General features: G+C 66.3%; 29 protein-coding genes and 2 pseudogenes. 17 read left to right on the forward strand and 14 right to left on the reverse strand.

Annotation, left to right across the window (positions count from 1 at the left end):
- Genes BN4346_RS35120 through BN4346_RS35140 form a run of 5 tightly spaced genes read left to right on the forward strand, consistent with a single transcriptional unit; the run spans nucleotide 1 to nucleotide 3,798 of the window.
- A complete protein-coding gene (locus tag BN4346_RS35120; protein ID WP_067972457.1) occupies nucleotides 1-1,077 on the forward strand; it encodes a PDR/VanB family oxidoreductase in 1,077 nt (358 codons plus the stop codon).
- 33 nt (nucleotides 1,078-1,110) lie between these two features.
- Complete coding sequence (locus BN4346_RS35125; protein WP_067972105.1) at nucleotides 1,111-2,115, forward strand: alpha/beta hydrolase; 1,005 nt, start codon at nucleotides 1,111-1,113, stop codon at nucleotides 2,113-2,115.
- A gap of 26 nt (nucleotides 2,116-2,141) precedes the next feature.
- A complete protein-coding gene (gene dapB, locus BN4346_RS35130; RefSeq protein ID WP_067972108.1) occupies nucleotides 2,142-2,879 on the forward strand; it encodes a 4-hydroxy-tetrahydrodipicolinate reductase in 738 nt (245 codons plus the stop codon).
- A 50-nt stretch (nucleotides 2,880-2,929) separates the two neighbouring features.
- On the forward strand, nucleotides 2,930-3,346 hold the full coding sequence (locus BN4346_RS35135) for a hypothetical protein (protein ID WP_407695136.1): 417 nt from the start codon (nucleotides 2,930-2,932) through the stop codon (nucleotides 3,344-3,346).
- Nucleotides 3,347-3,396: 50 nt separating this feature from the next.
- Nucleotides 3,397-3,798, forward strand: a complete 402-nt coding sequence (locus BN4346_RS35140; protein ID WP_078058636.1) for a flavodoxin family protein — start codon at nucleotides 3,397-3,399, stop codon at nucleotides 3,796-3,798.
- Nucleotides 3,799-3,804: 6 nt separating this feature from the next.
- Here BN4346_RS35140 and BN4346_RS35145 read toward each other — a convergent pair whose 3' ends face one another.
- Nucleotides 3,805-4,110: a CDGP domain-containing protein gene (locus BN4346_RS35145; protein WP_067972113.1), complete on the reverse strand. Its 306-nt coding sequence runs from the start codon at nucleotides 4,108-4,110 to the stop codon at nucleotides 3,805-3,807.
- Nucleotides 4,111-4,230: 120 nt separating this feature from the next.
- On the opposite strand from BN4346_RS35145, the gene BN4346_RS35150 reads away from it, so the two are divergent.
- Entirely contained in the window at nucleotides 4,231-4,452 is a 222-nt protein-coding gene (locus BN4346_RS35150; protein WP_154677592.1) for a hypothetical protein, read from the forward strand.
- On the opposite strand, the gene BN4346_RS35155 is transcribed toward BN4346_RS35150, so the two are convergent.
- The 3 genes from BN4346_RS35155 to BN4346_RS35165 all read right to left on the reverse strand — a co-directional run bounded on the left by BN4346_RS35155 (nucleotide 4,449) and on the right by BN4346_RS35165 (nucleotide 6,443).
- Nucleotides 4,449-5,348 carry a hypothetical protein gene (locus BN4346_RS35155; RefSeq protein ID WP_154677593.1) on the reverse strand — a complete coding sequence of 300 codons (900 nt, stop codon included), beginning with the start codon at nucleotides 5,346-5,348 and terminating at the stop codon, nucleotides 4,449-4,451. The genes BN4346_RS35150 and BN4346_RS35155 overlap by 4 nt on opposite strands.
- Before the next feature lie 449 nt (nucleotides 5,349-5,797).
- Nucleotides 5,798-6,202: a type II toxin-antitoxin system VapC family toxin gene (locus BN4346_RS35160; protein ID WP_067972121.1), complete on the reverse strand. Its 405-nt coding sequence runs from the start codon at nucleotides 6,200-6,202 to the stop codon at nucleotides 5,798-5,800.
- Between the two features lie 10 nt (nucleotides 6,203-6,212).
- On the reverse strand, nucleotides 6,213-6,443 hold the full coding sequence (locus BN4346_RS35165; protein ID WP_067972124.1) for a FitA-like ribbon-helix-helix domain-containing protein: 231 nt from the start codon (nucleotides 6,441-6,443) through the stop codon (nucleotides 6,213-6,215).
- A gap of 118 nt (nucleotides 6,444-6,561) precedes the next feature.
- On the opposite strand from BN4346_RS35165, the gene BN4346_RS35170 reads away from it, so the two are divergent.
- From BN4346_RS35170 to BN4346_RS35180, 3 genes are read left to right on the forward strand one after another with little or no spacing between them, the layout of a single operon-like run.
- A complete protein-coding gene (locus tag BN4346_RS35170; protein WP_067972127.1) occupies nucleotides 6,562-6,990 on the forward strand; it encodes a VOC family protein in 429 nt (142 codons plus the stop codon).
- 43 nt (nucleotides 6,991-7,033) lie between these two features.
- Complete coding sequence (locus BN4346_RS35175; RefSeq protein ID WP_078058614.1) at nucleotides 7,034-7,354, forward strand: hypothetical protein; 321 nt, start codon at nucleotides 7,034-7,036, stop codon at nucleotides 7,352-7,354.
- A gap of 10 nt (nucleotides 7,355-7,364) precedes the next feature.
- Nucleotides 7,365-8,891, forward strand: coding sequence for a class I adenylate-forming enzyme family protein (locus tag BN4346_RS35180; protein WP_067972129.1), 1,527 nt, complete (start codon nucleotides 7,365-7,367; stop codon nucleotides 8,889-8,891).
- A gap of 49 nt (nucleotides 8,892-8,940) precedes the next feature.
- Here BN4346_RS35180 and BN4346_RS35185 read toward each other — a convergent pair whose 3' ends face one another.
- From BN4346_RS35185 to BN4346_RS35200, 5 genes are all read right to left on the reverse strand, one after another.
- Nucleotides 8,941-10,200, reverse strand: a complete 1,260-nt coding sequence (locus tag BN4346_RS35185; RefSeq protein WP_067972132.1) for an ATP-binding protein — start codon at nucleotides 10,198-10,200, stop codon at nucleotides 8,941-8,943.
- A 500-nt stretch (nucleotides 10,201-10,700) separates the two neighbouring features.
- On the reverse strand, nucleotides 10,701-11,378 hold the full coding sequence (locus BN4346_RS35190) for a GH25 family lysozyme (protein ID WP_067972135.1): 678 nt from the start codon (nucleotides 11,376-11,378) through the stop codon (nucleotides 10,701-10,703).
- On the reverse strand, nucleotides 11,375-11,551 hold the full coding sequence (locus BN4346_RS49015) for a hypothetical protein (RefSeq protein ID WP_235653628.1): 177 nt from the start codon (nucleotides 11,549-11,551) through the stop codon (nucleotides 11,375-11,377). The genes BN4346_RS35190 and BN4346_RS49015 overlap by 4 nt, the downstream gene beginning before the upstream one ends.
- 48 nt (nucleotides 11,552-11,599) lie before the next feature.
- Nucleotides 11,600-12,406, reverse strand: a complete 807-nt coding sequence (locus tag BN4346_RS35195; protein ID WP_154677594.1) for a hypothetical protein — start codon at nucleotides 12,404-12,406, stop codon at nucleotides 11,600-11,602.
- Nucleotides 12,407-12,597: 191 nt separating this feature from the next.
- Complete coding sequence (locus BN4346_RS35200) at nucleotides 12,598-13,287, reverse strand: chymotrypsin family serine protease (RefSeq protein ID WP_067972462.1); 690 nt, start codon at nucleotides 13,285-13,287, stop codon at nucleotides 12,598-12,600.
- 311 nt (nucleotides 13,288-13,598) lie between these two features.
- On the opposite strand from BN4346_RS35200, the gene BN4346_RS35205 reads away from it, so the two are divergent.
- The 8 genes from BN4346_RS35205 to BN4346_RS35240 all read left to right on the forward strand — a co-directional run bounded on the left by BN4346_RS35205 (nucleotide 13,599) and on the right by BN4346_RS35240 (nucleotide 22,410).
- On the forward strand, nucleotides 13,599-15,131 hold the full coding sequence (locus BN4346_RS35205) for a class I adenylate-forming enzyme family protein (RefSeq protein WP_067972140.1): 1,533 nt from the start codon (nucleotides 13,599-13,601) through the stop codon (nucleotides 15,129-15,131).
- A gap of 37 nt (nucleotides 15,132-15,168) precedes the next feature.
- Nucleotides 15,169-16,416 (forward strand): DNA recombination protein RmuC, encoded by a 1,248-nt coding sequence (locus BN4346_RS35210; protein ID WP_067972142.1) that lies wholly within the window; start codon nucleotides 15,169-15,171, stop codon nucleotides 16,414-16,416.
- A gap of 9 nt (nucleotides 16,417-16,425) precedes the next feature.
- Complete coding sequence (locus BN4346_RS35215; protein WP_067972144.1) at nucleotides 16,426-17,085, forward strand: TetR/AcrR family transcriptional regulator; 660 nt, start codon at nucleotides 16,426-16,428, stop codon at nucleotides 17,083-17,085.
- A 73-nt stretch (nucleotides 17,086-17,158) separates the two neighbouring features.
- On the forward strand, nucleotides 17,159-17,980 hold the full coding sequence (locus tag BN4346_RS35220; RefSeq protein ID WP_067972146.1) for an SDR family oxidoreductase: 822 nt from the start codon (nucleotides 17,159-17,161) through the stop codon (nucleotides 17,978-17,980).
- A gap of 13 nt (nucleotides 17,981-17,993) precedes the next feature.
- Nucleotides 17,994-19,214, forward strand: a complete 1,221-nt coding sequence (locus BN4346_RS35225; RefSeq protein WP_067972149.1) for an acyl-CoA dehydrogenase family protein — start codon at nucleotides 17,994-17,996, stop codon at nucleotides 19,212-19,214.
- Nucleotides 19,211-19,987: an SDR family oxidoreductase gene (locus tag BN4346_RS35230; protein WP_067972151.1), complete on the forward strand. Its 777-nt coding sequence runs from the start codon at nucleotides 19,211-19,213 to the stop codon at nucleotides 19,985-19,987. Before BN4346_RS35225 ends, BN4346_RS35230 begins: the two co-directional genes overlap by 4 nt.
- Nucleotides 19,980-21,008: a phosphotransferase family protein gene (locus BN4346_RS35235; RefSeq protein WP_235653629.1), complete on the forward strand. Its 1,029-nt coding sequence runs from the start codon at nucleotides 19,980-19,982 to the stop codon at nucleotides 21,006-21,008. Before BN4346_RS35230 ends, BN4346_RS35235 begins: the two co-directional genes overlap by 8 nt.
- A gap of 1 nt (nucleotide 21,009) precedes the next feature.
- Complete coding sequence (locus tag BN4346_RS35240) at nucleotides 21,010-22,410, forward strand: MFS transporter (protein ID WP_067972157.1); 1,401 nt, start codon at nucleotides 21,010-21,012, stop codon at nucleotides 22,408-22,410.
- 12 nt (nucleotides 22,411-22,422) lie between these two features.
- Here BN4346_RS35240 and BN4346_RS35245 read toward each other — a convergent pair.
- From BN4346_RS35245 to BN4346_RS35260, 5 genes and pseudogenes are all read right to left on the reverse strand, one after another.
- Nucleotides 22,423-23,673 (reverse strand): annotated as a pseudogene (locus BN4346_RS35245) (FAD-dependent monooxygenase); the annotation flags it as partial.
- On the reverse strand, nucleotides 23,631-24,104 hold the full coding sequence (locus BN4346_RS49920) for a transposase (protein WP_407695150.1): 474 nt from the start codon (nucleotides 24,102-24,104) through the stop codon (nucleotides 23,631-23,633). The pseudogene BN4346_RS35245 and the gene BN4346_RS49920, both read right to left, overlap by 43 nt.
- Before the next feature lie 28 nt (nucleotides 24,105-24,132).
- Entirely contained in the window at nucleotides 24,133-24,528 is a 396-nt protein-coding gene (locus BN4346_RS49925) for an IS5 family transposase (protein WP_067972409.1), read from the reverse strand.
- 39 nt (nucleotides 24,529-24,567) lie between these two features.
- Nucleotides 24,568-24,909 (reverse strand): annotated as a pseudogene (locus BN4346_RS35255) (FAD-dependent monooxygenase); the annotation flags it as partial.
- 2 nt (nucleotides 24,910-24,911) lie between these two features.
- Entirely contained in the window at nucleotides 24,912-25,535 is a 624-nt protein-coding gene (locus tag BN4346_RS35260) for a TetR/AcrR family transcriptional regulator (RefSeq protein WP_067972164.1), read from the reverse strand.
- Nucleotides 25,536-25,545 lie beyond the last annotated feature (10 nt).

A 25,545-nucleotide genomic window follows, 5' to 3' on the forward strand; every position in this document is an offset into this window, starting at 1 on the left:
ATGACTCAGGAGATCTGGCAATCGCGCCCCGCCGACCTTTACGGCAGGCGAACGCATGACCGGCTGTTCAACGCGCTGTGGGGCGCGATCACCGTATTCGGTGGAATGGCCGCGTTGTCGCGGTGGACGCCGTCCCGGGTAGCCCCGGTGTCACGGACGATCGCGGCCGTGATCACCAAGCGGGAGATGGTGACCAGCGACGTGGTGGCCCTCACTCTCGCGGACCCCGATGGCGGATTGTTGCCGTCCTGGACGCCGGGTGGTCACATCGACGTGCAGTTGCCCTCGGGTCGCCGCCGGCAGTACTCACTGTGCGGTGTGCCGGGACGTCGTACCGAGTACCGCATCGCGGTACGCCGGCTCGACGACGGGGGCGGCGGCTCGGTTGAGATGCACGAGTCCTACGCCGAGGGCGACACGTTGCTGTTCGAAGGTCCGCGCAACGCGTTCTATCTGGGCACCGGTGAGAACGAGGCGCTGTTCGTCATCGGAGGGATCGGCGTGACCCCGATGCTGCCGATGCTCCGCGAGGCCGCGCAGCGCGGAATCGATTGGCGCGCGGTGTATGCCGGCCGCAGTCGTGCCGACATGCCGTTGCTCGATGAGGTGCTGGCCGTGGATCCCGACCGGGTCACGGTATGGGCCGACGACGAGCACGGGCGCTTCGCCGGCACCGAGGAGCTGCTGGCCGGCGCCGGACCGCAGACCGCGGTCTACGTATGCGGCCCGAGCGCGATGCTCGAAGCGGTGCGTGTCACCCGCGACGAACATGCTGACGCCCCGCTGCACTACGAGCGGTTCAGTCCGCCGCCGGTGGTCGACGGGGAGCCGTTCGAGGTGGAGCTGGCCCGGTCTGGGCGCGTACTGGAAATTCCCGCGGACCGCTCGGCGCTGGACGTGATGCTCGACGCCGATCCCACGACCGCATACTCGTGCCGGCAGGGATTCTGTGGCACCTGCAAGGTCACGGTGGTCTCCGGCGACGTCGACCGGCGCGGACGCACCGCAGAGGGCGACGAAGAGATGCTGGTCTGTGTCTCGCGGGCCAACGGGAGACGGATCGTCATCGACGCCTGAGTCGAGACGTATCGGTGCAGATAGGATGCCCGGATGTCCGGTGTTGCTGAGATCCATCGCGGGAGTTTGCGGGCCAGAATCATCTACGCCGTCTTTGCGGCGGTAATGCCGCGGTTGGTGCGGTGGATCAGCCGCCGTGGCGGTCCCGAGGCCATGCCCGGCATGTTGGCGCAGCTGGGCCGCCGTACCAACACCGTGGCCCGCCTGCAACGGCTGCGACCGTATTTCCGGATCCGCTTCACCCGCGAGTCCGCTGCCGGGGTTCCCGTCGAGATCGTTCGCAGAGCAGATTGCGTCGCCCCGCTGGGCGACGGCGTCATCTTGTACTTTCACGGCGGCGGGTTCTTCACCGGCGGTCTGGACACCCACCTACATGTCGTGGCGGCCCTGGCCCGGCGCACCCGGCTGCCGGTCGTGCACGTGGACTACCGGCAATTTCCCGACGTGAGCGTGGACGGCTCGGTGGAGGACTGCGTCGGCGCCTACCGCTGGCTGCTGGAACAGGGGGCCGACCCGGCCAAGACGGTGATCGCCGGAGACTCCGCAGGGGGCTTTCTCACGTTTACCACCGCACTGCGAGCCCAGCAGGAAGGGCTGCCGGCCCCGGCCGGAGTCATCGGGATCTCGGCACTGCTGGAGCTCGACGGAACGGCCCGCAGCACTCACCCGAACATGGGCACCGATGCATTCGGCATAGCGGACACGCTGCCGGACCTCGTCGAGCATGTGTGCCCGTCGCCGCCGATGCGTCGCGAGCTGTCTCCGATCAACGGCCGGCTGGAGACCATGCCGCCGGCGCTGCTGATCGCGGCCGAGTCGGAGATCCTGCGCTGCGACAACGAACGGCTGCACGCCGCGCTGCTGGCGCAGGGCCGGTCCAGCCGGCTCGAACTGTGGACACATCAGGTGCACGCGTTCCCGGCGCTGTTCCCCTTCCTGCCGGACAGTCGGGCGGCGTTTGACCTGATGGTTCGTTTCGTCGCCGAACGCCTTGCCGACCCTGGTGCGTCCGGCGAGACCCGCCGAGAGGTGTCCTAAAAGCCCCTGCCAGTAGGGTGGCGGTCATGCGGGTAGCAGTGCTGGGCGCCAAGGGCAAAGTCGGCGCCACGATGGTGGCGGCGGTGCAGGCCGCCGAGGATCTGACCCTGTCCGCCGAGGTCGACGCCGGTGACGAACTGAGCTTGTTGACCGACAGCGGCACCGAGGTGGTGATCGACTTCACCCACCCCGCCGTCGTCATGGACAACCTGAAGTTCTTGATCGACAACGGGATCCATGCGGTCGTGGGCACCACCGGCTTCACGCAGGAGCGGCTCGCCCAGGTGCGTTCCTGGATCGAGGCCACGCCCGGTTCGGCGGTGCTGATCGCACCCAACTTCGCGATCGGCGCGGTGCTGTCGATGCATTTCGCGACCCAGGCCGCAAAGTACTTCGAATCGGTAGAGGTCATCGAGCTGCACCACCCCCAGAAGGCCGACGCGCCGTCGGGTACCGCCGCTCGCACCGCCGCGCTGATCGCCGAAGCGCGAAAGGGACTGCCGCCCAACCCCGACGCCACCAGCACCGGTCTGCCCGGAGCACGCGGGGCGGACGTGGATGGTGTGCCGGTGCATTCGATCCGGCTGGCGGGGCTGGTCGCCCACCAAGAGGTGCTGTTCGGCACCATGGGGGAGACGCTGACCATCCGCCACGACAGCATCGACCGGACCTCCTTCGTTCCCGGGGTGCTGCTGGCGGTGCGCCGGGTCGCCGAATTCCCCGGGCTCACGATCGGCATCGAACCCCTCCTCGATCTGAAGTAGTCGTGAACAAGGTGTCGCCGGCCACGCGGGTGAAGGTGCTCATCGCCTTCATGTGCCTGGCGCTGCTGATGTATCTGGCGTTTCTGGGCCGGATCGCGGTACTGCTGATCGCCTCCGGTTCGGTGGCGGCGATCGGGATGGGGCTGGCGCTGCTGATCATGCCGTTCCTGGGGCTGTGGGCGATGATCGCCACCCTGCGGGACGGATTCGCCCACCAGCGGCTGTCGCGGCTGATCGCCGAGGACGGCATGGAACTCGACGCCGGTGCCTTGCCGCGGCGGCCGTCCGGACGCATCGAACGGGACGCCGCCGATGCCCTGTTCCACACGGTTCAAGCCGAACTCGATGTCGACCCCGACAACTGGCGGCGCTGGTACCGGCTGGCTCGCGCCTATGAGTTCGCCGGGGATCGTCGTCGGGCGCGAGAGGCGATGAAGACCGCGGTCGCGCTGCAGGCGCAGCAGTGAGCAAGACGCTGCTGGTGGTGCACCACACGCCCTCGCCGTTCTGCCAGGCGATGTTCGAGGCGGTGCTGGCTGGGGCGACCGATCCCGAGATCGAGGGTGTCGAGGTGGTGCGCCGCGCCGCGTTAGAGGTGTCACCGGCCGACATGTTGGCCGCCGACGGCTACCTGCTGGGCAGCCCGGCCAACCTCGGCTATGTCAGCGGAGCGCTCAAGCACGCCTTCGACGTCTGTTACTATCCGATCCTGGACTCGACCCGCGGCAGGCCGTTCGGCCTCTACCTGCACGGCAACGAAGGCACCGAGGGCGCCGAACGGGCCGTCGACTCCATTACGACGGGCCTGGGATGGGTCAAAGTGGCCGACTACGTGGTGGTGTCGGGCAAGCCGGACAAGCCCGACCTGGAAGCCTGCTGGGAGCTTGGCGCGGCGGTGGCCGCGCAGCTGATGGACTGACCCTCGTTAGGGGTCGATGTGGTTCTCCGGCATGTAGAACGAGTGCAGCGGGTAATCCCGGCCGGGCCCCATAAAGTGGCAGTCCTGCTGTGACGGCGGCGATTTCGGCGGCTCGTAGTAGTAGATGACGCAGCGCTGCCAGCTGCCATCGGGCTGAACCGGGCCGTCGCACTTCTGGGCGGTGGAGAAGAACAGCAGCGGGTTGTCCTCACAGCCCGCCTGGGCCGCCGGCGCCGAGGCGATCAGCCACCCGGCCGCCAGCCCGGTGACCGCCAGGGCGCTGGCCAGGCCCCCGGTGAGGTAGCGCTTCACGGTCGACCCCTTCTCGTCCTGTCGTTTGTCGAGAGACTACGCCGGATGTCGCCGGTGTTTGCCCGGTTGAGTCGGCCGTTCCCGTGCAGTTCTTATCGTGAGGCGATAGGCTGCGATGCCGTGACCCAAGCAAACGACACTGCGTCCACGACGGAGTCCACCACGGACCTGCTTGCGCGCACGCTGGAGTCTGTGCGCGTCGCCTACGAGAACATCGCGGAGCTGGCAGAGCATCAGAACGGCATTTACGCCGTGGCCCAGTCCGCGAGGGGCACCGCGCTGATCCACGACCTGCGCAAGCAACTCGACCAGCTCAACAAGATCCTGCCCTTCAAGAGCTAGTGCGATCTACAGCGCCGCGGCAGCAGCTTCGGCGACAGCTTGAGTGCCGAACAGGTTTCGCAGGTCAGTTCCTTGGTAGGCGTTGCAGTCGACGGTGTGTCCGGCGATGAGGGCTTGGTCGGTGAACTGCCAGGCGGCTGGGGTGGCGCCGCCGTAGGGTGCCCAGCCTGTTCCGGTGTTGCTGCCGGAGTGGGCGTAGATGGTGGAGGAATATCCGCCGCCGTCGGGGTAGCCCGAGGAGACCAGGTAGGTGGCCAGTCCCGCCAGCGTGCCCCCTCCCTGCTGTTGCCAATACCAGTGCGGGTAGTAGCCCAGTTGTACGGTGATGCCGGCGGTGTTGAACGCGTCGACGACGGCGGGAGACCCGAGGTGGCAGCGGCATCACCAGCCCCGCCGTCCCCCATGAGGTCCGCGATGACCATGAACGGTATCGATTCGAACTCGGCGGGGAGAACATTGGCTTCGGCTCCGACTAGCTGTTGCAGGGCAGTCGTGATGCCAGATTCCGAACCGCTGCTGACCGCGGTGGCGAGTCCTTGATCGGCGGCGAGCAAGGCCTGAGCATCGTTGGCCCAGCTCTGGTTGACCGGCTCGAAAAACCATTGGTCGATCACGCTCGACAGCGGGCCGGTGTCCGCCAACACGGTGGACTCGACCGGCCCAACGGAACTATTCAAGAGCTGGATTTCGGTGTTCGCTATGGCTACGTTGTCGCTGATGTTCTGAGTAAGTGAGGACTGAAGGTCGCTCGGAGCGTCGGAGACGTCGATGCCGGCGAGCACGGACTTTTCTTCGGTGAAATCCGTGACGGCGGTGCTCAACAAATCAGTCGGGCTGGCGGTGTCGCTGGCGGTCGCCGACCCGCTGGTGGACGGGTCGCCGAGCAGACTCTCCACATCGGCCCATAGCCAGCCCAGGCCCGAACTGCTTGTGGCACTGGTGATATCGACAACGTCACTACCCGGGGCAGCGTGAGCGGCACCCGACCCGAGCGCCACCGCCGTGGCGATGGCCCCGCCGATAAGAGTCGCACCGGTGCCGAACCGGCGCACGCCCTGAGCGGACATTTCACAACCCCCATGCAAATCATCGCTTCTCATCAGCGATATGGCGCCCGACGATATCACGCCGCAGCGGGTCGTGCCAGAGCGAAATTGTTTCGTGCTGAAGCAATTTCGCCGCCGATACAGTGGGAGATGACTGGTGGTTGCCTGCAAAATCTCTGTGCAATCGGGACCTCAGAGCGGTGCGCGCCCAACCGACATCGGGCCGGAACCGCGTGGCGCTCGGCGACCTCGGCCGCGTACCTCCGTGCGAGTTGTCTCTCCCGGTATCTCCGGCGGACCTAGAGCACAGTGATCGCGACGGGTATACCGAGCTGATCAGTGGCACTGGCCAAGCGGCTGTCGAGGGTGATCACGGTGGCGGAGTGTTCGGCGGCGACAGCGACATACAAGCCGTCGTAGATCGAGATGTTGTGCCGCCAGGTCCAGGCGGTGCGCAGGAGTAGTGCATCAGGAAGAACGTATTCGATGGCGAGTGCGGTGACGGCGTCGGCGGCGGCGTCGGCGTCCTCAGGTTCCAATTGCCTGCGCAATACGGCCTTGTGCAGGGTGCGTAGCACCTCGCCCGGCATGTGGGCCGGCGCGAGCCAGCCGTCGTCGCCGTTGATGGCCGCGCGTGCCGCGTCGCCTTGGGGAGTGCCGCTGGTGAGAGCCAACACCAGAACGCCCGCGTCCACCACGATCACCGGAGGAAACTCACCCGTCGCGGTCGGCGCGGATGACGGTCGCTACTTCCTGGGCCGTCATGGTGAGGCTGCGATGACCAGCCAACGTCTCCAACAGTTGCCGGTTGCGCCCCGCCCGGTACTCCCGTTCCAACAGTGAGCGCAGATACGTTTGGGTGGACTGGCCGCGCGCCTCGGCGCGGGCCGCCAGCGCGTCGCGAACTTCTTCGGGGACGTCCTTGATCTGAATCGCAACTGCCATGGCCACAAACTATCACATGCGCATGACATGCGCATGTCACGCGTAGGTCATGCGCATGTTCCCGTTGGCATGCCGAGTAACTCTGGCTGACACGGCGGCGAGCCTTAGGCTCGGCCGCATGGAACAACAGGTGCACTTCGTCACCATTGCGGCAACCGACCTGGACGCGACCAGGAATTTCTACGGCGCGCTGGGCTGGCGGCCCCTGCTGGACGTCGAGGGCGAGATCATCTTCTACCAGGTAGCCGCCGGTCAGGTGCTGGGCTTTTTTCTGGCCGACAAGTTCAATCAGGACCTGGCGCTGCCCGGCGATCATTCCCGGGTCTCCGGGGTCACCGTGGCGCACAACGTCGAGAGTCCCGACGCCGTCATCGCGCTGGCCGACGCAATGGCCGTCGCGGGTGGCGTCGTGATCAAGGCGCCGCAACTGGGCCAATTCGGTGGGGTGTTCCACGCCCACGTCCAAGACCCCAACGGACTGATCTGGGAGATCGCCCACAACCCCGGCTGGCGGATCGCGCCCGATGGCACGGTAAGCCTGGGCTGACGTCGTAGGGTGGCCGGAAGTAGCGGGAAAGGACCCCACGACGATGCCCTCACTGCTGAGTGCGGCGCTGGGTGCGGCGGACCTGCAACGCACCATCGACGAGCGCATCGACGACTTGGTCGCGGCCTCCGATCGCACACGAGCGCTGCGGTCGGCGGCACTGTCCTATCAGGGCAACTGGCGTGACGTGGTCTTTTTCATGTCCTCGGTGCTGTTCACCTATGTCTGGTGGCACATCGACCATGACCGCGGCAATTGGCTGCCGATGTTCATCGTGCTGACCCTGGCCTGCATCGTGTCCGCGGTCTACGCCCTGCGTGGGACGTTCCGGGTGGTGACGCACGGCTGGCGACGCCGGCGATGACGGGCCGCTCATGACACAAGTCGTCGAAATCACCCGGCACCGCAACCCGTTTCCGGTGACCGGGGTGATCCGCGACCACAACGGTGTCGCGCATTACGAGCAGCTGCCCGCCACGCTGCTCGACCTGTTGGCCGAACAGGCGGAGCAGCGGCCCGACAGTGAAGCCGTGGTGGAACTCGGGGGCGACCGGCTGACCTACCGGCAGCTGTGGCAGCGGGCCGCGCGGGTGGCCGGCGGACTGCGTAGCGAGGGTCTGGCGCGCGGTGACCGGGTCGCGTTGCGCTACCCGGCGGGACTGGACTGGGTGCTGGGGTTCTGGGGAACGTTGATGGCCGGCGGCATACCGGTGGCCGTCAATACCCGTTCGGCCGCACCGGAAGTCGACTTCGTGCTCACCGATGCCGGAGCTCGGGTGGACCTGGCACCCGGCGCCACACTGCCCGATGGCCAACCGTATGTGGTGGACGGGCTCGAAGCGGGCGACACCGCGGCGCTGTTCTACACCTCCGGCACCACCGGCAGCCCCAAGGGAGTGCCCACCACCCACGAGGCGTTTGCGACTAACGCCGAGAACATGGTGCGCACCTTGGGCCGGTCCCGAGCATTGGGCGAGGAGTATCGCACGCTGATCTCGGTTCCACTGTTCCACGTGACCGGCTGCAACTCCCAACTGCTGGTCGCGGCCTACACCGGCGGCACGGCGGTCATCATGCCGTCGCTGAACCTTCCCGGGTTGATCGCGACGCTTCCGGCGCAACGGATTTCATCGATGGTGGCGGTGCCCGCCATATACTCCCTGCTGCTGCGGCACCCCGACTTCGCCCGGTCCGACGTGAGCGGGGTGCGCTGGGTCGGCTACGGCGGCGCCCCAACCGCGCCCGCGCTGGTGTCCTCGCTGCGCGAGGCGTTCGGCGCAGCAACGGTGTTCAACGGCTACGGCATGACCGAGACGGCCTCGCTGATGACGGTGCTGCCGGACTCCGACGCGGTCGCACACGCGGACTCGGTCGGCTACGTTGTGCCCTCGGGAGACATCGGTGTCGTTCCGCTCGGTGACGATCCCACCACCGGTGAACTGGTGGTGCGCGGCGCGAATGTGATGCGGGGCTACTGGAACCGGCCCGATGCCACGGCGGCCACCATCGTCGACGGCTGGCTGCACACCGGCGATGTGGTGCGTGTCGACGACGCCGGCCGGGTGCACATCATCGACCGGCTCAAGGACATCATCAACCGCGGCGGCGAGAACGTCTCCAGCGTCGAAGTGGAGGCCGCACTGCTGTCGGCGCCCGGGGTGGCCGACGCCTGCGTGCTCGCGGTGCCCGACGACGTGATGGGCGAGAAGGTCGGCGCGGTGTTGCTCGGCGAGGGCATAGACGTGGCCGCGGTGGTTAACCACTGCCGCGGCCAGCTGGCGGACTTCAAGGTGCCGCAGTACATCGCTGTGGTCACCGAGGCACTGCCCCGCACCGCCAGCGGCAAACTGCTCAAAACGCAGCTGCGTGAGCAGGTGCGATGGGGCCAGCCGCTGCGGTAGTCGGCGTCAACCCGGGTAGGAGATCCTGTACCAGTTGGGGCCGTCTGAATCAGGTCGTGGAGGTCTGCCACAGGGCGCTCACTGGCATGGCGAGCATTTTTGGCCCAAATGGCAGGGTCTGCGCTCCGGTGTGCATGACAATGCCGGCACGGAAATCGTCGCCGGTCCGCTGGGCGAGGTGCCGCAGTCCACGGAAGTCGGCGGGCCCGACAGTCGAGGCCGCTTTGACCTCGATGCCGACAACGTCACCGCATCGATGTTCGAGGACGGCGTCCACCTCGACTTGATCCCTGGTCCGGTAATGGAAGAGCGCAACGTCTTCGTCACACCAGGTCAGCTGGCGTGCCAGTTCCATCAGGACGAAGCCCTCAAGGAGGGGGCCGAACTGGCCCGTAGGCCGCAAAATGCTACGCGCGTCCGCGCCGATCTGGTGCGCAGCGATACCGGAGTCGACGAACGCGAGTTTGGGGGCTGTCGTTGCTCTGGTGCTGACGTTTCGGGACCACGCCGGTATCCGCTTGACGAGAAAGACCTCTTCGAGCAGGGCGACATACTTCTTGACCGTCGTAGCGCCGAGCCCGAGTTCGTTGCCCAAGGTGGCGATGGACAGCAGCTGCCCTGATCGGGCGGCCAGCATCTGAACCAATGCGCGCATCTCGGTTGTCCGCTCGATCTCCGACAATTGCTGCACATCGCGGGCGATCAGATCGCCGAGGTACGAATTGAAAAAGCTGCGCCGTCGCCGATCGTTGGTTCGTGCGACCGCTTCTGGGAAGCCGCCACGAACGAGTCGCTCGGCGTACTCCGGTCGTGAAACCGTGGAGCTGTGACGCAGCTTGTCGCCCTGGGCGAAGACGGCGTCGATGAATCCGTCAGGGGCTCTGTCGATCTCCCCTTGGGAGAAGGGCCAGAGCTCAATAGTCTCCATTCTGCCCACGAGAGTGTCGGGTAGGGACCGCAGGCCGAGCACGCGCGCCGATCCGGTCAGCAGAAAGCGCCCGGGCGTGGGGTCTGCATCCACCTGGGCCTTGATGGACAGCAGCAGATCGGGTGCTCGTTGGATCTCGTCGATGACCATCGGGCCGGATTGGTCGACGAAGCCGTCCGGGTCTTCAAGGGCGGCCTGTCGGGTCAGGGAGGTGTCCAGATCACGCCATTCAGCGTTGCGGCCCTTTGCTATGAGCCGAACCAGAGTGCTCTTGCCGCTTTGGCGGGCACCGTTGACCAGCACAACTCGGGTGTCCTCCAGAGCCGCGTTCACGGCAGCCTCGGCGTGTCGGGGCAAAACCGGTCCCAGCAGGGTACGCATCCACACTCCCCTCTGTCGGACTTGCTGGAGCACGTGGATCTGCCGCTACTATACGCGTGGATCTGCCGCATAGTAGCGCGCGGATCTGCCGCTACTGTGCGCGTGGATCCGCCGTGCTATGACTTGCGCTGACCGGGAGTTGTCAGTGGCTCGCGGTTAGCGTTCGAGGCGTGTGGACGTGACGTGACGTCCTGCAATCGAGAAGGGGAGAGAGATGGAGGACGAACACAGCGAGGAGAACACAGCGAGGATGAGCCGGAATCGCGGGCGGGCCATCTTCGTCGGTCGGAATCGGACAAATCGGACATTCTCGCGGCAACGTGAATCAACCCCTGGAATGCGTGTGGGTTGACGCGATAAATCTGCAGGTCAAAGGCCCGAGGCAATTGGCTGTGCCCCAAGAAGGTCGGATGCCAGACCATCGGACAAACCCCATCGAGAGACGGGCCTTTGCCTCGGACGGTGGCACGGGCGACCCCGATGGGTGTTCTGAACAGCGGTTATAGCGCTATGGCTCCGTCAGGTGTCGGCGCTCGGGTGGTCGGGGTGGTGCCGAACAGGTTTCGCAGGTCGGTTCCTCGGTAGGCGTTGCAGTCGACGGTGCGTCCGGCGATGCGGGCTTGGTCGGTGAACTGCCAGGCGGCTGGGGTGGCGCCGCCGTAGGGTGCCCAGCCTGTTCCGGTGTTGCTGCCGGAGCGGGCGTAGATGGTGGAGGAATATCCGCCGCCGTCGGGGTAGCCCGAGGAGACCAGGTAGGTGGCCAGTCCCGCCAGCGTGCCCCCGCCCTGCTGTTGCCAATACCAGTTTGGGTAGTAGCCCAGTTGTACGGTGATGCCAGCGGTGTTGAACGCGTCGACGACGGCGGTCAGGTTGGCGAGGTTGCCGCCGTTGGCTTCCCAGTCCAGCATCGCGACCGGTCCGCCGTTGTTGGCCGTCCAGGTGTGGGCTTGGGCAGCCGGGTTATCGGTAGTGACGTAGTGGTAGCCGATGACGGGCAGATCATTGTGCTGGCACCATTGCTGCACAGGCGGCCAGTAGGGGTCTTCGTAGTAGCTGCCTTCGGAGACCTTGTGGCAGATGCCGCTAAAGCCTTCGGGAACAAGCTGTTCCAGGAAATCGATGGCGTCCTGTGTCGATGACCAGTTGTTGTTGCTGCAATCGGGGTAGAACAGCGTCACGGCCGCCGGTGCCAATGGTCGGTGTGGGCAAGACATGAGGTGATGCGCACCAGCCCGTCACGCTCACGGCGCACCTGCCAGCACAGCCCGTCCTCGGTCTTGACCGCGGTGGCCACCGCCCCGGCCTGACGGCGAATCTCCCCGGCCCGCGTCGGGCGACCATGCTTATTCACCGCTTATTCACCCGCGCCCGTCCGCTGCGAATTCGCCAGCTTCAGGGGTTATAACCCGGACGGAAGGTCGAAGAGACCCGAGGTGGCAGCGGCATCACCAGCCCCGCCGTCCCCCATGAGGTCCGCGATGACCATGAACGGTATCGACTCAAACTCGGCGGGGAGAAAGTTGGCGTCGGCTACGAGCATCTGCTGCAGGGCGGTCGTAATGGTTGATTCCGAACCGCTGGCGATCGCGGTGGCGAGTCCGTTGTCGGCGGTGAGCAAGTCCCCAGCCTCGGTGGCCCAGCTCTGATTGAGCGGCTCGAAAAACCACTGGTTGATCACCGTCGACAGTGGACCGGTGTCTGCGAGGATGGCCGTCTCGACCGGCTTCAAGTCCCCGTTGATGAGCTGCAGACCTGTGTCCGCCATCCTTATTTCGCTGCCGATGTCCTGAGTAAGCGTCGACTGAAGGTCACTCGGCGCCTTGGAGACGTCGATACCGGCGAGCAGGGACTTGTCGTCGGTGAAATCCGTTGCGGCGGTACTCAACGAGTCATCTGGGCCGGTGTTACCGGTGGCGCCTGCCGACCCGCTGGTGGACGGGTCGCCGAGGAGGTTCTCCACGTCGGCCCATAGCCAGCCCAGGCCTGGACTGCTTGTGGCACTGGTGATATCGGCGATGTCGTTGCCGGGTGCAGCGTGAGCGGCGCCCGATCCGAGCATCATGGCTGTGGCGATGGCCCCGCCGACAAGAGTCGCACCGGCGCCAAAGCGGCGCACGCCCTGAGCGGACATTTCAAAACCCCCATGCAAATCATCGCTTCTCATCAGCGATCTGGCGCCAGACGATATCACGCTGTGGCGGGGCATGCCAGAGCGAAATCGTTTTGGGTTGAATCAATTTCGCTGCCGACACGGTGGGAGATGACTGGTGGTCGCCTGCAAAATCTCTGTGGAATCTGGACCTCAGAGCGGTCCGCTACGTAACCGACGTCAGGGCGGAACCGCGTTGGTGACCCAGCTGGGAATTCCCGGAAAAAGCAACCCCACGGCCGTCCATCTCAGGCCGGGATCGGGATGAAACCGGCCCCCGGGCCACCACCGGCGTTGACGTCATCAAGGATCGCACTGAACTTCGTCATATTTGTGAATTGATGCGGGGGATGTACTTGAAACTGACCGACGGAGCCAGGCACGAACATGCCGCCGGTGATCAGGCCGATCAGCTGGTCATTGGAGGTGACCGGGCCGCCATTATCGCCGGGCTGATTAGCCCCCCCGCCCATGGTCATTCGCGGGCCCGGACCGGGGAGGGAGCTGTTGTCGCTGCAGAAGTCGCCGGTGGCGGCTCCGAGTCGGCACTCGGACTGGTGCCATTCTGGGTCGGTCCCGATGCCGTTGATGACGAAGCCGGCGAAGTTGGGGATCGGGGTGATTTTCGCGGGGTCGAATTTGATGACCGCGTAGTCCAGGTCGCCGTTGGTGGCCACCATGGTGCCCACGGGGCCGAGATCGTCGGAGCCTTCGGCGACGACGGGGGAGTCGGGTCCGCCGCAGCTCGCGGCGGTGAAACCGACCAGATCCCCGGTCTTGTCGTGGCCGATGGTGGTCAGGGTGCAGTACGTGCCGTTGACAATAATCCCGGCTCCGCCGCCCAGAGGGAGTGCCGCCGAGGCTACCGGAGCGCGCACCACGGCCAGCAGAGGTATGAGCACGAAAACGCCGATCCACCAGCGGTATCCAGGTTTCATCATTTGCACTCTAATAATGCTTCCCTTCGATTGACGGGATACGGACGAAGACGGGATCGACGACCTCGGCTGGGAAGCCGCCAATATCGTGGGCGACTCATTGGGCGCCATGGTCGCTCAAACGCTGGGCGCCGGGCATCCGAGACGAGCACGCTTGCTGACCGTCATAGCCTCTTCTGCTTCGGCAAGAATCGGCCGCGCGTCGGTCAAAGCACCGTCGTATGGTGGCCTGGGGGACCAGCGCAAAAGGAAAGGCACCACGATGCCCTCTCTGCTGAGCATGGCGCATAGCCGGCGATGACGGGTTGCCCATGACAAACGTCGTCGAGATTCCACGTCGCCACAATCCTTTTCCGACCACCGGGGTGCTCCGAGACCGCCACGGCGTCGCGCACTACCAGCAACTGCCCGCCACGCTGCTCGACCTGCTGGCCGAGCAGGCCGAGCAGCGGCCCGACGGCGAGGCCGTGGTGGAACTCGGTGGCGACCGGCTGACCTACCGGCAGTTGTGGCAGCGGGCGGCACGGGTGGCCGGCGGACTGCGGGCCGACGGCCTGGGGCGCGGTGACCGGGTCGCGTTGCGCTACCCGGCGGGGCTCGACTGGGTGCTGGCGTTCTGGGGCACGTTGATGGCCGGTGGAATACCGGTGGCCGTCAACACCCGTTCGGCTGCAAAGGAAGTCGACTTCGTGCTCACCGATGCCGGGGTTCGGGTGGACCTGGCTCCCGGCACCGCACTGCCCGATGGCCAACCGTATGTGGTGGACGAGCTCGAAGCCACCGACACCGCGGCGCTGTTCTACACCTCCGGTACCACCGGCAGCCCCAAGGGAGTGCCTACCACCCACGAGGCGTTTGTGACCAACGCCGAGAACATGATGCGCACCTTGGGACGATCCCGGGCATTGGGCGAGGAATATCGCACGCTGATCTCGGTCCCGCTGTTCCATGTGACCGGCTGTAACTCCCAACTGCTGGTCGCCGCCTACACCGGTGGCACGGCGATCATCATGCCGTCGCTGAGCCTTCCCGAGTTGATCGCAACGCTTCCCGCACAACGAATCTCATCGATGGTGACGGTACCGGCGATCTACTCGTTGTTGCTGCGGCATCCCGGTTTCGCTGCGGTCGACGTGAGCGGGGTGCGGTGGGTCGGCTACGGCGGGGCGCCGACGGCACCCGTGCTGGTCCGCTCGCTGCGCGAGGCATTCGGCGCGGCAACGGTCTTCAACGGCTACGGCATGACCGAGACCGCCTCGCTCATGACGGTGCTGCCGGACTCCGACGCGGTGGCGCACGCGGACTCGGTCGGCTACGCCGTGCCGTCGGGAGACATCGGTGTGGTTGCGCTCGGGGACGATCCGGGCACCGGTGAACTGGTGGTGCGCGGTGCGAATGTGATGCGGGGCTACTGGAACCGGCCCGAGGCGACCGCCGCCACGATAATCGACGGCTGGCTGCACACCGGCGACGTGGTGCGTGTCGACGACGCGGGCCGGGTGCACATCATCGACCGGCTCAAAGACATCATTAACCGCGGGGGCGAGAACGTCTCCAGCGTCGAGGTGGAAGCAGCCCTGCTGTCGGCTCCCGGCGTGGCCGACGCGTGTGTGCTGGCGGTGCCCGACGAGGTGATGGGGGAGAAGGTCGGCGCGGTGCTGATCGGCGACCAGCACGAGATCGATGTGGCGGCAGTGCTGGAGTACTGCCGCAGCCAATTGGCGGACTTCAAGGTGCCGCAGTACATCACCGTGGTGACCGACGCGCTGCCGCGCACCGCCAGCGGCAAGCTGCTCAAGGCGCAGCTGCGTAACCAGGTGCGATGGGGCTCGCCGCTGCGGTAACTCCGGACTTGTCGGTGGCGCGCGCTACCTTGCCGGCATGGACACAGCACTGCTGATCCTCCTTACCTCGCTGGCACTGCTGGCGGTGATCCTCCAGGTGGTGGTGCTCGTGCGCCCCGCCGGCGGGGCGATCTCGCCTTCGCAGCTCTCCGCGCTGCGCGGGGACAGTGAGCGCGTGGAGCGGACGCTGCGCGAAGAGCAGCATGCCGGGCGGGCCGAACTCGCGCAGGCGTTCCATCAGTGGCAGCTGACCCTCCACCGCTTCGGATCGACCCTGCAGGGAACGCAGGACAAATTGGGCGCCACGTTGGATCGACAGCTCAGGAGCCTGCAGAGCGAGAACACCGCGCAACTGGAGAAGATGCGCGCCACGGTGGACGAAAAGCTGCAGGCGACGTTGGAAACCCGTCTGGCGCAATCGTTCACGCAGATCTCCGAGCGCCTGGAAGCCGTGCAGCGGGGCCTGGGCGAGATGCAGACGCTGGCCACCGGGGTGGGTGATCTGAAGCGGGTTCTGACCAATGTCAAGACCCGCGGCATCTTCGGTGAGGCGCAATTGGCCGCGCTTTTGGCCGAGACGCTGACGCCCGAGCAGTACGCCACCAACGTCGTCACCGTGCCCGGTTCGAAGGCTCGGGTGGAGTTCGCGATCCGGTTGCCCGGCGCCACCGGTGCCGGTGAGGTGTTGTTGCCGGTCGACGCCAAGTTTCCGCGTGAGGATTTCGAGCGCCTGCTCGACGCCCAGGAGCGCGCTGACGTCGCGGGAGAGGCTGCCGCTCGGCAGGCGTTGGTCCGGCGGATCGAAGCCGAGGCCGGCGATATCCACGACAAGTATCTCGAGCCGCCGCACACCACGGATTTCGCGATCCTGTTCCTGGCCACCGAGAGTCTGTATGCCGAGGTCCTGCGCCAGCCGGGGCTGTTCGAGCAGATCCAGGCCAAATACAAGGTCACCCTGGCCGGGCCGACCACCTTGGCCGCCCTGCTCAACAGCCTGCGCATGGGTTTTCGCACCCTGGCGATCGAGCGGCGCAGCAGTGAGGTGTGGCAGGTGCTCGGCGCGGTCAAGACCGAGTTCGGAAAGTTCGCCGCGGTGCTGGAGAAGACCCGCAAGCAGCTCGACACCGCCCGCAACACCATCGACACCGCCGGTGTCCGCACCCGCGCCATCGAACGCACGCTTCGCGGGGTGGAATCGCTGCCCGAACCGGAGGCCGAAGCCATGCTGGGTGACCTCGCTGACGGAACCCCGGCATCCGGTGAACTTGATATCGAGTTCAGTTAGGATTTCGGGATGGATGCGGTCCCGGCTGTTGCGGTCACCCCGGCGCGCCAGCTGCCGGCGACGGTGCGCGGTGCACGGACCCGGGCGGGACTGGTGGCGGCGGCCCGCAAAGTGTTCGAACGGGACGGCTACCTCGACGCGAAACTGATCGACATCACCAAAGCCGCCGGCTGTGCGACCGGATCCTTCTACACCTACTTCGCGAACAAAGAAGAGATATTCGCCGCCGTCCTCGAGCAAGCCCAGCAGGACATGATGCATCCGGGCATGGGCCGGGTGAGCGACACCGACGACCCATACGCGGTGCTCGAAGCGAGCAATCGTGCCTATCTGGAAGCGTATCGGCGCAATGCCCAGTTGATGGGACTACTTGAGCAGGTGGCACAGATCGATCCCAAGTTCCGTGCCTTCCGTGCGCGACGAGCCGACGCGTTCGTCCAACGCAATGCCGCCGGCATCGCCGATCTGCAGGCGCGGGGTATCGCCGGCGCCGATGTCGATCCGCTGCTGGCGTCGCGGGCGCTTTCGGGAATGGTCAGCCGGCTGGCCTACACCCTCTTCGTGGTCGGGGAGGGTGGCGACGGCTCGGGCACCGACTTCGAGGCGCTGGTCGACACGGTCACCAAACTCTGGGCGAATGCCCTGCAGTTCCGTGAGACCAATAATTGAACATGAGGTCGGATTCAACTACAGTCACTGGCGCTGCGGCGTTGCTGCGGACGGAAGAGCGAGGAAGTCGCCGATGAAGGTTGCCGAGCGGGTCGCGATAGTCACCGGGGGTGGGGGCGGCATCGGCGGCGCGCTGGCAGCAGCGCTTGCTCATGCCGGGGCCAAAGTCGTGGTCGCCGATCTCGACGCGGACGCCGCCGGGGAGGTGGCCCAGGCGATCAACGCCGAGCAGCCCGGCGCCGCGGTCGGTCGCGGCGGTGACGTCTCCGACACCGAGACCATCCGGGAACTGATCGCGTTGGCGCAGGAGCGATACGGCCCGGTCGACTTCTACTTCGCCAACGCCGGGATCACCGGTGCCCCCGGCCTGCCCGGCGAAGCCGACTGGGATCAGGCCATCGACGTCAATCTGCGCTCGCACATCCGCGCGGCGCAGCTGCTGATTCCGGACTGGGTGCGCCGCGGGGAGGGATATTTCGTCTCCACGGCATCCGCCGCCGGCCTGCTCACCCAGCTCGGCGGTGCCACCTACTCGGTCACCAAGCACGCGGCCGTCGGATTCGCCGAATGGCTCAACATCACCTACGGCGACCAGGGTGTGCGGGTCAGCTGCCTGTGCCCGATGGGGGTCAACACCAAGTTGCTGTATGCCGGTGAGCAATCCGGTGACCCGCTGGGTGATCTGGCCACCCGGGCGGTCACCACCGCCGGCGCGGTGCTGGAACCCGCCGACGTCGCCGCGGAGGTGCTTGCCGCCATCGACGACGAGCGGTTCCTGATCCTTCCGCACCCGGTGGTGCTGGAGATGTACCGGCACAAGGCAGGCGATTACGACCGCTGGCTGCGCGGTATGCGCCGCTACCAGCGCGGCCTGCTCGACTCCGAAAAGTCCTAGGTGAGGAGCCTGTATGTCCCTGTTTGAAATGTCCGAGCGGGCAACGAAATACCAGACCGATCTGCTGGAATTCATGGACGAGTGCGTCTATCCGGCCGAGTCGGTCTACGAGACGCAGATGGCCGAATCCGGCAACCCGCACTTCCAGCCCCCGATCCTGGAGGACCTCAAGGCGCAGGCGCGCGAGCGCGGTCTGTGGAACCTATTCCACCCGCACCCGGAATGGGGGCCGGGCCTGACCAATCTGGAGTACGCACCGCTGGCCGAGATCATGGGCCGCAGTCCACATCTGGCGCCGGAAGCGACCAACTGTGCCGCCCCCGACACTGGCAACATGGAAGTGTTCACGCTGTTCGGCAGTGACGAGCACAAGGAGAAATACCTCAAGCCGTTGCTGGAGGGCACCATCCGGTCGGCCTTCGCGATGACCGAGCCGCAGGTGGCCAGCTCGGACGCCACCAACGTGCAGCTGTCGATGGTGCGCGATGGTGACGGCTATGTGCTCAATGGCCGGAAATGGTTTGCCTCCAACGCTTTGCATCAGAACTGCAAGGTAATGATCGTGATGGGCAAGACTGACCCGAACGCGGCCACTCACCGGCAGCAATCGATGATGGTGGTTCCCCTCGACGCCCCGGGGGTCACCGTCATGCGGGGGCTGACGGTGATGGGCTATCAGGACCGCGAGGGTCACGCCGAGATCGACTTCAAAGACGTTCGGGTGCCCGCCAAAGATGTGCTCAAGGGTGAGGGCGAGGGGTTTGCGATCGCCCAGGCGCGGCTTGGCCCGGGTCGCATCCACCACTGCATGCGGGCCATCGGCATGGCCGAGCGAGCGTTGGAGCTACTGTGCAAGCGCGCGCAGTCCCGGGTGGCTTTCGGCCGGCCGATCTCCGACAACGCCAACATCCGTGACTGGATCGCCGAGGCGCGCATCGACATTGAGATGATCCGGCTGCTGACTCTGAAGACCGCGTATCTGATGGACACTGTCGGCAACAAGGCAGCGCAGGTCGAGATTGCGGCGATCAAGGTTGCCGCGCCCAACATCGCGCTCACGATCGTCGACCGGGCCATGCAGGTGCACGGCGCCGGTGGGCTCACCGAAGACTTTCCCCTGGCCGGCTTCTGGGCGCACCTGCGCACCCTGCGGCTTGCCGACGGCCCCGACGAGGTGCACAAGCGTGCCATCGCCCGCCAGGAGCTGGGCAAGTACCGCAAGGAATCCCGATGACGACACAGGATCTCGCGGGACGCACCGCGATCATCACCGGCGGGTCGCGGGGAATCGGGCTGGCGATCGGCCAGCGGCTGGCCGAAGCGGGCGCCAACGTGGTCCTGACCTCACGCGATCAGGAAAGTGCCGACGCGGCGGCGGCCCAGGTCAACGGGAACGCGCTGGGCGTGGCCGCCCACGTCGCCGACGACGAGGCCGCCCAGCGTTGCATCGAGGCCGCCCTGGAACGGTTCGGCAGCATCGACGTCTTGGTCAACAACGCCGGCACCAATCCGGCGTTCGGTCCGCTGATCGACCAGGACCACGCCCGGTTCGCCAAGATCTTCGACGTCAACCTGTGGGGGCCGCTGCTGTGGACGTCGTGTGCGGTCAAGGCATGGATGGGCGAACACGGCGGAGTGGTGGTCAATACGTCCTCGATCGGCGGGATGAGTTTCGCGCCGCTGATGGGCATGTACAACGCCACCAAGGCAGCGCTGATCCACGTCACCAAACAGCTTGCGCTGGAACTGTCGCCCGGGATCCGGGTCAACGCGATCTGCCCGGGTGTGGTGCGCACCAAGCTGGCCGAGGTGCTGTGGAAGGAACACGAGCAGGGCCTGGCGGCGACCTTGCCGTTGGGGCGGATCGGCGAACCGGTGGACGTGGCCGATGCGGTGCTGTTCTTGGCGTCTGATGCGGCGAGCTGGATCACCGGTCAAACCCTGGTCATGGATGGTGGCCAGATCCTCGGTGACGCAACCGGATTCCGGGGAGGTCTCGGTGGCTGACGAGCCATTGGGGATCGACCCGGCGGTTGCGGCCGCGTGGATCACCGAACTGGGCCTGCCCGTGCGCGGGCCGCTGAGCTTCGAGCGGATCGGAATCGGGCAGTCCAACCTGACCTACCGGGTATCGGACGAGGCCGGCCACAGCTGGGTGCTGCGCCGGCCCCCGCTGGGAAAGCTGTTGGCCTCGGCCCACGATGTGGCCCGGGAAGCACGCATCCTCGCCGCGCTGGGCGACACCGGCGTCCCCACCCCGAAGGTGTACGGGCTGACCCGCGACCCAGACGACACGCCGCTGCTGTTGATGGAGTTCGTCGACGGTGTGGTGGCCGACCGGATGTCGGTGGCGCAGTCGCTTGCTCCCGAGCGGCGCCGACAGATTGGGTTGTCCATGCCCAAGACCCTGGCCAAGATTCACGCCGTCGACATCACCGCGGTGGGCCTGGATGATCTGGCCAGCCACAAGCCCTACGCCCAGCGTCAGCTCAAACGCTGGGCCGGCCAGTGGGAGAAATCCAAGACACGCGAGCTACCCGCACTCGATGATCTGACCCGGCGCCTTACCGCCGCCGTCCCGCCGCAGCAAGAATTGACCCTGGTACACGGGGACTTTCACCTGCGCAACGTGATCACCTCACCGGAGAACGGCGAGGTGATCGCAGTGCTGGACTGGGAGTTGTCCACCCTCGGTGACCCACTGGCCGACATGGGCAGCCTGCTGGCGTACTGGCCGCAGGTCGGCGAAGAGCACATCGCCGGGGAGTTTGTCATCAGCACTCTGGAGGGCTTCCCGGATCGGGCAGAGCTGGCCCGGGTGTATCTGGAAGAGACCGGGCGCGACGCGGCGACGCTGCAGTACTGGCATGTCCTGGGGCTGTGGAAGGTCGCGATCATCGCCGAGGGAATCGTGCGGCGGGTGCTGGACAACCCCGCGAACAAGGCCGCCGCCGGCACTCCGATCACGGCGTGGATCGATGCCTTGGTGGACAAGGCGCGTGAGGTTGCCGACGAGGCGGGCATCTGACGTGAGCACGTCGTATCGCGCCGGCGCCGCCGCCGGCGGGGCGGACCGTGTCGGCGGTGTCCCGCGTCGGAGGATCGCGGTGGCGGCGATGGTCGGCACCACGATCGAGTTCTACGATTTCTACGTTTATGCGGCCGCCGCGGTCACCGTCTTCCCGCACTTGTTCTTCCCGCAAGGCAGTCCGACGGCGGCGCTGTTGGCCTCGTTGGCGACGTTCGGCTTGGCGTTCGTGGCCCGACCGGTGGGGTCGATCCTGTTCGGTCACTTCGGTGATCGGCTGGGCCGCAAGTCGACACTCGTCGCCTCCTTACTGCTGATGGGTGTTGCCACCTTCCTGATCGGCGTGCTCCCCACCTACCAGCACATCGGGCTGCTCGCCCCCGTGCTGCTGGCCACCCTGCGGTTCTGCCAGGGCTTGGCGCTCGGCGGCGAATGGAGCGGCGCTGCGCTGCTGGCCACCGAAACCGCCAAACCAGGTCGCCGGGCGACGGCGGGAATCTGGCCGCAACTGGGTGCGCCGCTGGGCTATCTGCTCGCCACCACGATCTTCCTGATCCTGTTCACCTGGTTGCCCGCCGGTGCGGACGGGACCGGGCCATTTCTCACCTGGGGCTGGCGCATTCCGTTCCTGCTGAGCGTCGTCATGGTGGCCGTCGGCCTATATGTCCGGCTGCGGCTCACCGAAACCCCGGTCTTCGCCCAGGCGAAGGCTACCGGTGCGCCGGTGAACGCTCCGATCGCGCAGCTACTGCGGGGAAGCTGGCGCCGTCTGGTCATCGGCACGCTGGTGATAGTGGTGCCCTACACGCTCTTCTACACCGTGACGACCTGGAGCCTGAGCTACGGCACCGCCAAACGCCCGCCCGAGGGCTTCGGGCTGGGCTACGGCTACGCCGAATTCCTCGGACTGCAGCTGATCGCCGTGCTGTTCTTCGTGGCGGTGCTGCCGATCGTGGGGAGGCTGGCCGATCACTTCGGCCGGCGCCCGCTGCTGCTGCTCTTTACCGCTGGAATCATGGTGTACGGAGCCACCTTCGGCGTATTCCTGAAGCCGACCGCCTCCACCGGCGTGATGCTGGCTTTCCTGATCATCGGGATGACGTTGATGGGGTTGGCGTTCGGCCCGATGAGTGCGGTGCTGCCCGAACTGTTCCCCACCAATGTGCGCTACACCGGTTCGGGGGTCGCCTATAACGCGGCGAGCATTCTCGGGGCGGCGGTGGCGCCGTTCATCACCACCTGGCTGGTCAGCAGCTACGGCGTGGCATGGGTGGGCGGCTATCTGTCGACGGCGGCCGCCCTATCCTTCGTCGCGCTGCTGGCGATGCAGGAGACCCGGGATACCGAGCTGCATGACGTAGGAGTCGCCGACCACGTTGGTGACGCCGTGCATCCCGGCTGATGTCGAATCCTGTCAGGGGCGTGGCACGCCGAACCATCGGGTCAACGCGGCTTCCAGGGCCGTTCGCTCGGAGAGTTTGAACTCATCTGTCGCCCAGGCGATATAGCCGTCGGGTCGGATGAGCATGGCCGCTGCCGGGGGCTCGGACATCGCGGCCGTGGCGGCGTCGACCCGATCGGCCCACGGGCGCGCGGCGGCCGCCGCGGTGCCGTCGGCCAAGTCGAGTAGCACGGCGCGCCCACGGTGCAACAGTTCGGCGACTCGGCGCCCGTCGTCGAAGGTGAGATCGGGGACATGCCAGCCGGACAGTCGGTGGCCGTCGCCGACGTCGTAGCGGACATCGCTGCCGGCGAGCAGTTCGGCGAGATGCGCGGACACCGCTGGGATGGCGGTCAGTTCACCGAAAAGCTCGCGCAGCGCGGTGACGTGCGCTCCTGGCGACATCAGTGCGGTCTGGGCCATCGAGTGCATCATCACTCGCTGCCCCAGTGGTTTACGCTCTGACTCGTAGGTGTCCAGCAGTGCCTCGGGTGCCCAGCCGTTGATCTGGGCGGCCAGCTTCCAGCCGAGGTTCGCGGTGTCCTGTAACCCCAGATTGAGTCCCGGTCCGCCCATGGCACTGTGGACGTGGGCCGCGTCGCCGAGCAGTAGGACCCGTCCGGCACGGTAGCACTCTGCCTGCCGGCTGTTCTGACCATCGATCCGGCGCAGGGCATGCGGGCCGGGCCCCGACGGTTCGTCAAACGGGACATCTACGCCGAGGATGCGTTGCAGGCTTTCCCGGAGTTCGGCAAGCGTCATCGGGCCCGCCTCCTCGCCTGACGGGCCGAATTCCAGCGTTCCCAGCAGCGACCGGTCGGGGTCCAGATCGCCGAACACCACCATCCCGCGGTCGAACCTGTTGTGGCCAAAAGAAATCCGATCGATGCCCGGTATTTGTAGACTCTGGTCGGCAGCGCGCAGGAACTCGGGGATCTGCACGTGAGCCAGCCGCGAGACCGTCGGCGCGGTGATCCCCGGAAAGTCGATTCCGGATGTCTTGCGCACGATGCTGCGGCCCCCGTCGGCGCCCACCAGATAATCGGCCGTCAGGGCATAGTCGCCGTCGACCGAGCTGACGGTAGCCACCACCGCGGCGTCTCGGGCATCAAGCCCGGTGAGTCGGTGGCCCCAGCGCACGTCTACACCGAGCTCACCGGCCCGGTCCAGTAGTAGCCGCACTAGGGCGTGTCTGACAAATGCGGTAGCCAGAGGGTGATTGCGCGCAGGACCGCTGCGCCGCGGTAGACCAGGGCGAGTTTGTCGTAGCGGGTGGCCAGCCCACGCCATTGCTTGACGGTGTTGAAGTTGCGTTCAACAACATTGCGGCCCTTGTAATCGTCGGCGTCGAAGGCCGGTGGTCGCCCGCCGGCCGAGCCACGGCGCTGGCGATTGGCGACCTGGTTCGATGGCTCCGGTATCACCGCACCGATGCGGCGTCGCCGCAGCATGGTGCGGATCGCGCGACTGGAATACGCCTTATCGCCGCGGACGCGATCAGGGCGGGTGCGGGACCGGCCACCACCGCAGCGGTCAACTTTCAGGTGAGCGAGCAAATGCCCCAACACCGGGCCATCGTGGGATTGGCCAGCACCCACCAGTACCACCAGCGGCCGGCCGCGGCCATCAACGAGATGATGGATTTTGCTGGTCAACCCACCGCGGGAGCGGCCAATGCCGTGGTCAGGCGGCTCGATCGTCAGATTCTTGTAATTCGACCCAGCCCCCTGTGTCACGGGTGATGTTCGTGGCGTGCTGATGGGCGCGGGCGATCGTGGAATCCACCGACACCGCCCAGTCGATCACCCCGGCCTCATCGGCAGCAGCCAGCAAACGCGCCAGCACCCGATCCCACGTACCGTCGCCGCTCATCCGACGGTGCCAGGTCCAAATCGTCTGCCATCGCCCGAACACCTCGGGCACATCCCGCCAGGCGATCCCGCACCGATACCGGTAGATGATGCCCTCCACCATCTTCCGGGCATCCTGAAAAGGCCTGCCCCGCTTACCCGTCCGCACGGGAAGCAAGTCTTCAATCAACAACCACTGCGCATCGGTGAGCAACTGAAACCGCGACATACTGAAAAGCTTCAGCCACAACACCCGAAATATTTGTCAGACACGCCCTAGTCGCGGCTGGGCGACCGGCAGTATGTACATCGGGTTGGCGCGGGCGCCGGTGAAGCTCAGCGACAGATCTAATGCCATCCCGGAGAACATCCAAGTGGGCAGGGGCTGTGGCCGGCCGTCCACGCCGCTGAATCTGTTGTAGAGCCCGCGCAGATCGAGCGTCCGAACCACTTGGCCGACAAGGCCATTAGCCTTCAGCTCGGAGCTGGGGCCCGGCAGCTCGTCGAGCACCACGGGCTGTACTCCGGCCAGCGCGAGCTCGCATGCCAGCATCAACCCGTTGGGGCCGGCGCCCGCGATGACCACGGGGTGCTCTGCTGCAGCGGCCATGCTCAGACCTTCCGATCGGCGGGTGCCGGAAGTCCGGCGGCGACGTCGGCGAACGCCGCGCGCAGCAACTGCGGATAGGCGACCGGCGGATCCAGCGTCACGTAACTGTCGATAGTGGCCTCAACGACCGCATGGACCACCGCTGCTACCAGGCGCGGATAGGTGTTGCGGTGCGGATCGGTGCCGGTACGTTCGGCGATCGCCGCGGCAAAATCATCGAACAGGCTGCGGGGGAAGCTGTTACGGAGGTCGCGGTCCGTCAGCGCCGAGCGGAGCACGGCAAGCCGAGCACGATCCGGCGGGCCGTACGCGTCGCCCTTGGTGGCGGCGAAATCGTCTTGGACCGGTCCGACGATCGCTTCGGTGATCGACGTCCATAGCGGCTCGTCGTCGGGGCGCTCCCGCAGCAGGGCGACACTGCGGCGCAGGCGCTCGGTCTGGCGATAGGCGAGCGCTTCGTACTTGGTGGAGAAGTAATTGCTGAAGGTCCGCGGGGACACGCCCGCGAGGCCGGCGATGTCTTCCCTGGTGACATTCTCCAGGCCGCGCTCGAGCGTCAGTTGCAGCGCGGCGTCGGAGAGGGCACGTCGAGTGTCGGCTTTTTTGCGTTCTCGCAGCCCGGTCATACCGCCACCG

Origin of the sequence: Mycolicibacter icosiumassiliensis (assembly GCF_900078685.2) — a bacterium.
Taxonomy (GTDB): Bacteria; Actinomycetota; Actinomycetes; order Mycobacteriales; family Mycobacteriaceae; genus Mycobacterium; species Mycobacterium icosiumassiliensis.

Excerpts from the sequence above, each read along its gene's own strand:
- BN4346_RS35175 (WP_078058614.1), top strand. The coding sequence starts at position 7,034 with ATGCCCTCACTGCTGAGTGCGGCGCTGGGTGCGGCGGACCTGCAACGC.
- BN4346_RS35120 (WP_067972457.1), top strand. The coding sequence starts at position 1 with ATGACTCAGGAGATCTGGCAATCGCGCCCCGCCGACCTTTACGGCAGG.
- BN4346_RS35135 (WP_407695136.1), top strand. The coding sequence starts at position 2,930 with ATGTGCCTGGCGCTGCTGATGTATCTGGCGTTTCTGGGCCGGATCGCG.
- BN4346_RS35170 (WP_067972127.1), top strand. The coding sequence starts at position 6,562 with ATGGAACAACAGGTGCACTTCGTCACCATTGCGGCAACCGACCTGGAC.
- BN4346_RS35260 (WP_067972164.1), bottom strand. The coding sequence starts at position 25,535 with ATGACCGGGCTGCGAGAACGCAAAAAAGCCGACACTCGACGTGCCCTC.
- BN4346_RS35200 (WP_067972462.1), bottom strand. The coding sequence starts at position 13,287 with ATGAAACCTGGATACCGCTGGTGGATCGGCGTTTTCGTGCTCATACCT.
- BN4346_RS35185 (WP_067972132.1), bottom strand. The coding sequence starts at position 10,200 with ATGCGTACCCTGCTGGGACCGGTTTTGCCCCGACACGCCGAGGCTGCC.
- BN4346_RS35210 (WP_067972142.1), top strand. The coding sequence starts at position 15,169 with ATGGACACAGCACTGCTGATCCTCCTTACCTCGCTGGCACTGCTGGCG.
- dapB (WP_067972108.1), top strand. The coding sequence starts at position 2,142 with ATGCGGGTAGCAGTGCTGGGCGCCAAGGGCAAAGTCGGCGCCACGATG.
- BN4346_RS35230 (WP_067972151.1), top strand. The coding sequence starts at position 19,211 with ATGACGACACAGGATCTCGCGGGACGCACCGCGATCATCACCGGCGGG.
- BN4346_RS35180 (WP_067972129.1), top strand. The coding sequence starts at position 7,365 with ATGACACAAGTCGTCGAAATCACCCGGCACCGCAACCCGTTTCCGGTG.
- BN4346_RS35215 (WP_067972144.1), top strand. The coding sequence starts at position 16,426 with ATGGATGCGGTCCCGGCTGTTGCGGTCACCCCGGCGCGCCAGCTGCCG.
- BN4346_RS35220 (WP_067972146.1), top strand. The coding sequence starts at position 17,159 with ATGAAGGTTGCCGAGCGGGTCGCGATAGTCACCGGGGGTGGGGGCGGC.
- BN4346_RS35165 (WP_067972124.1), bottom strand. The coding sequence starts at position 6,443 with ATGGCAGTTGCGATTCAGATCAAGGACGTCCCCGAAGAAGTTCGCGAC.
- BN4346_RS35140 (WP_078058636.1), top strand. The coding sequence starts at position 3,397 with ATGTTCGAGGCGGTGCTGGCTGGGGCGACCGATCCCGAGATCGAGGGT.
- BN4346_RS35205 (WP_067972140.1), top strand. The coding sequence starts at position 13,599 with ATGACAAACGTCGTCGAGATTCCACGTCGCCACAATCCTTTTCCGACC.
- BN4346_RS35125 (WP_067972105.1), top strand. The coding sequence starts at position 1,111 with ATGTCCGGTGTTGCTGAGATCCATCGCGGGAGTTTGCGGGCCAGAATC.
- BN4346_RS35195 (WP_154677594.1), bottom strand. The coding sequence starts at position 12,406 with ATGCCCCGCCACAGCGTGATATCGTCTGGCGCCAGATCGCTGATGAGA.
- BN4346_RS35225 (WP_067972149.1), top strand. The coding sequence starts at position 17,994 with ATGTCCCTGTTTGAAATGTCCGAGCGGGCAACGAAATACCAGACCGAT.
- BN4346_RS49925 (WP_067972409.1), bottom strand. The coding sequence starts at position 24,528 with ATGTCGCGGTTTCAGTTGCTCACCGATGCGCAGTGGTTGTTGATTGAA.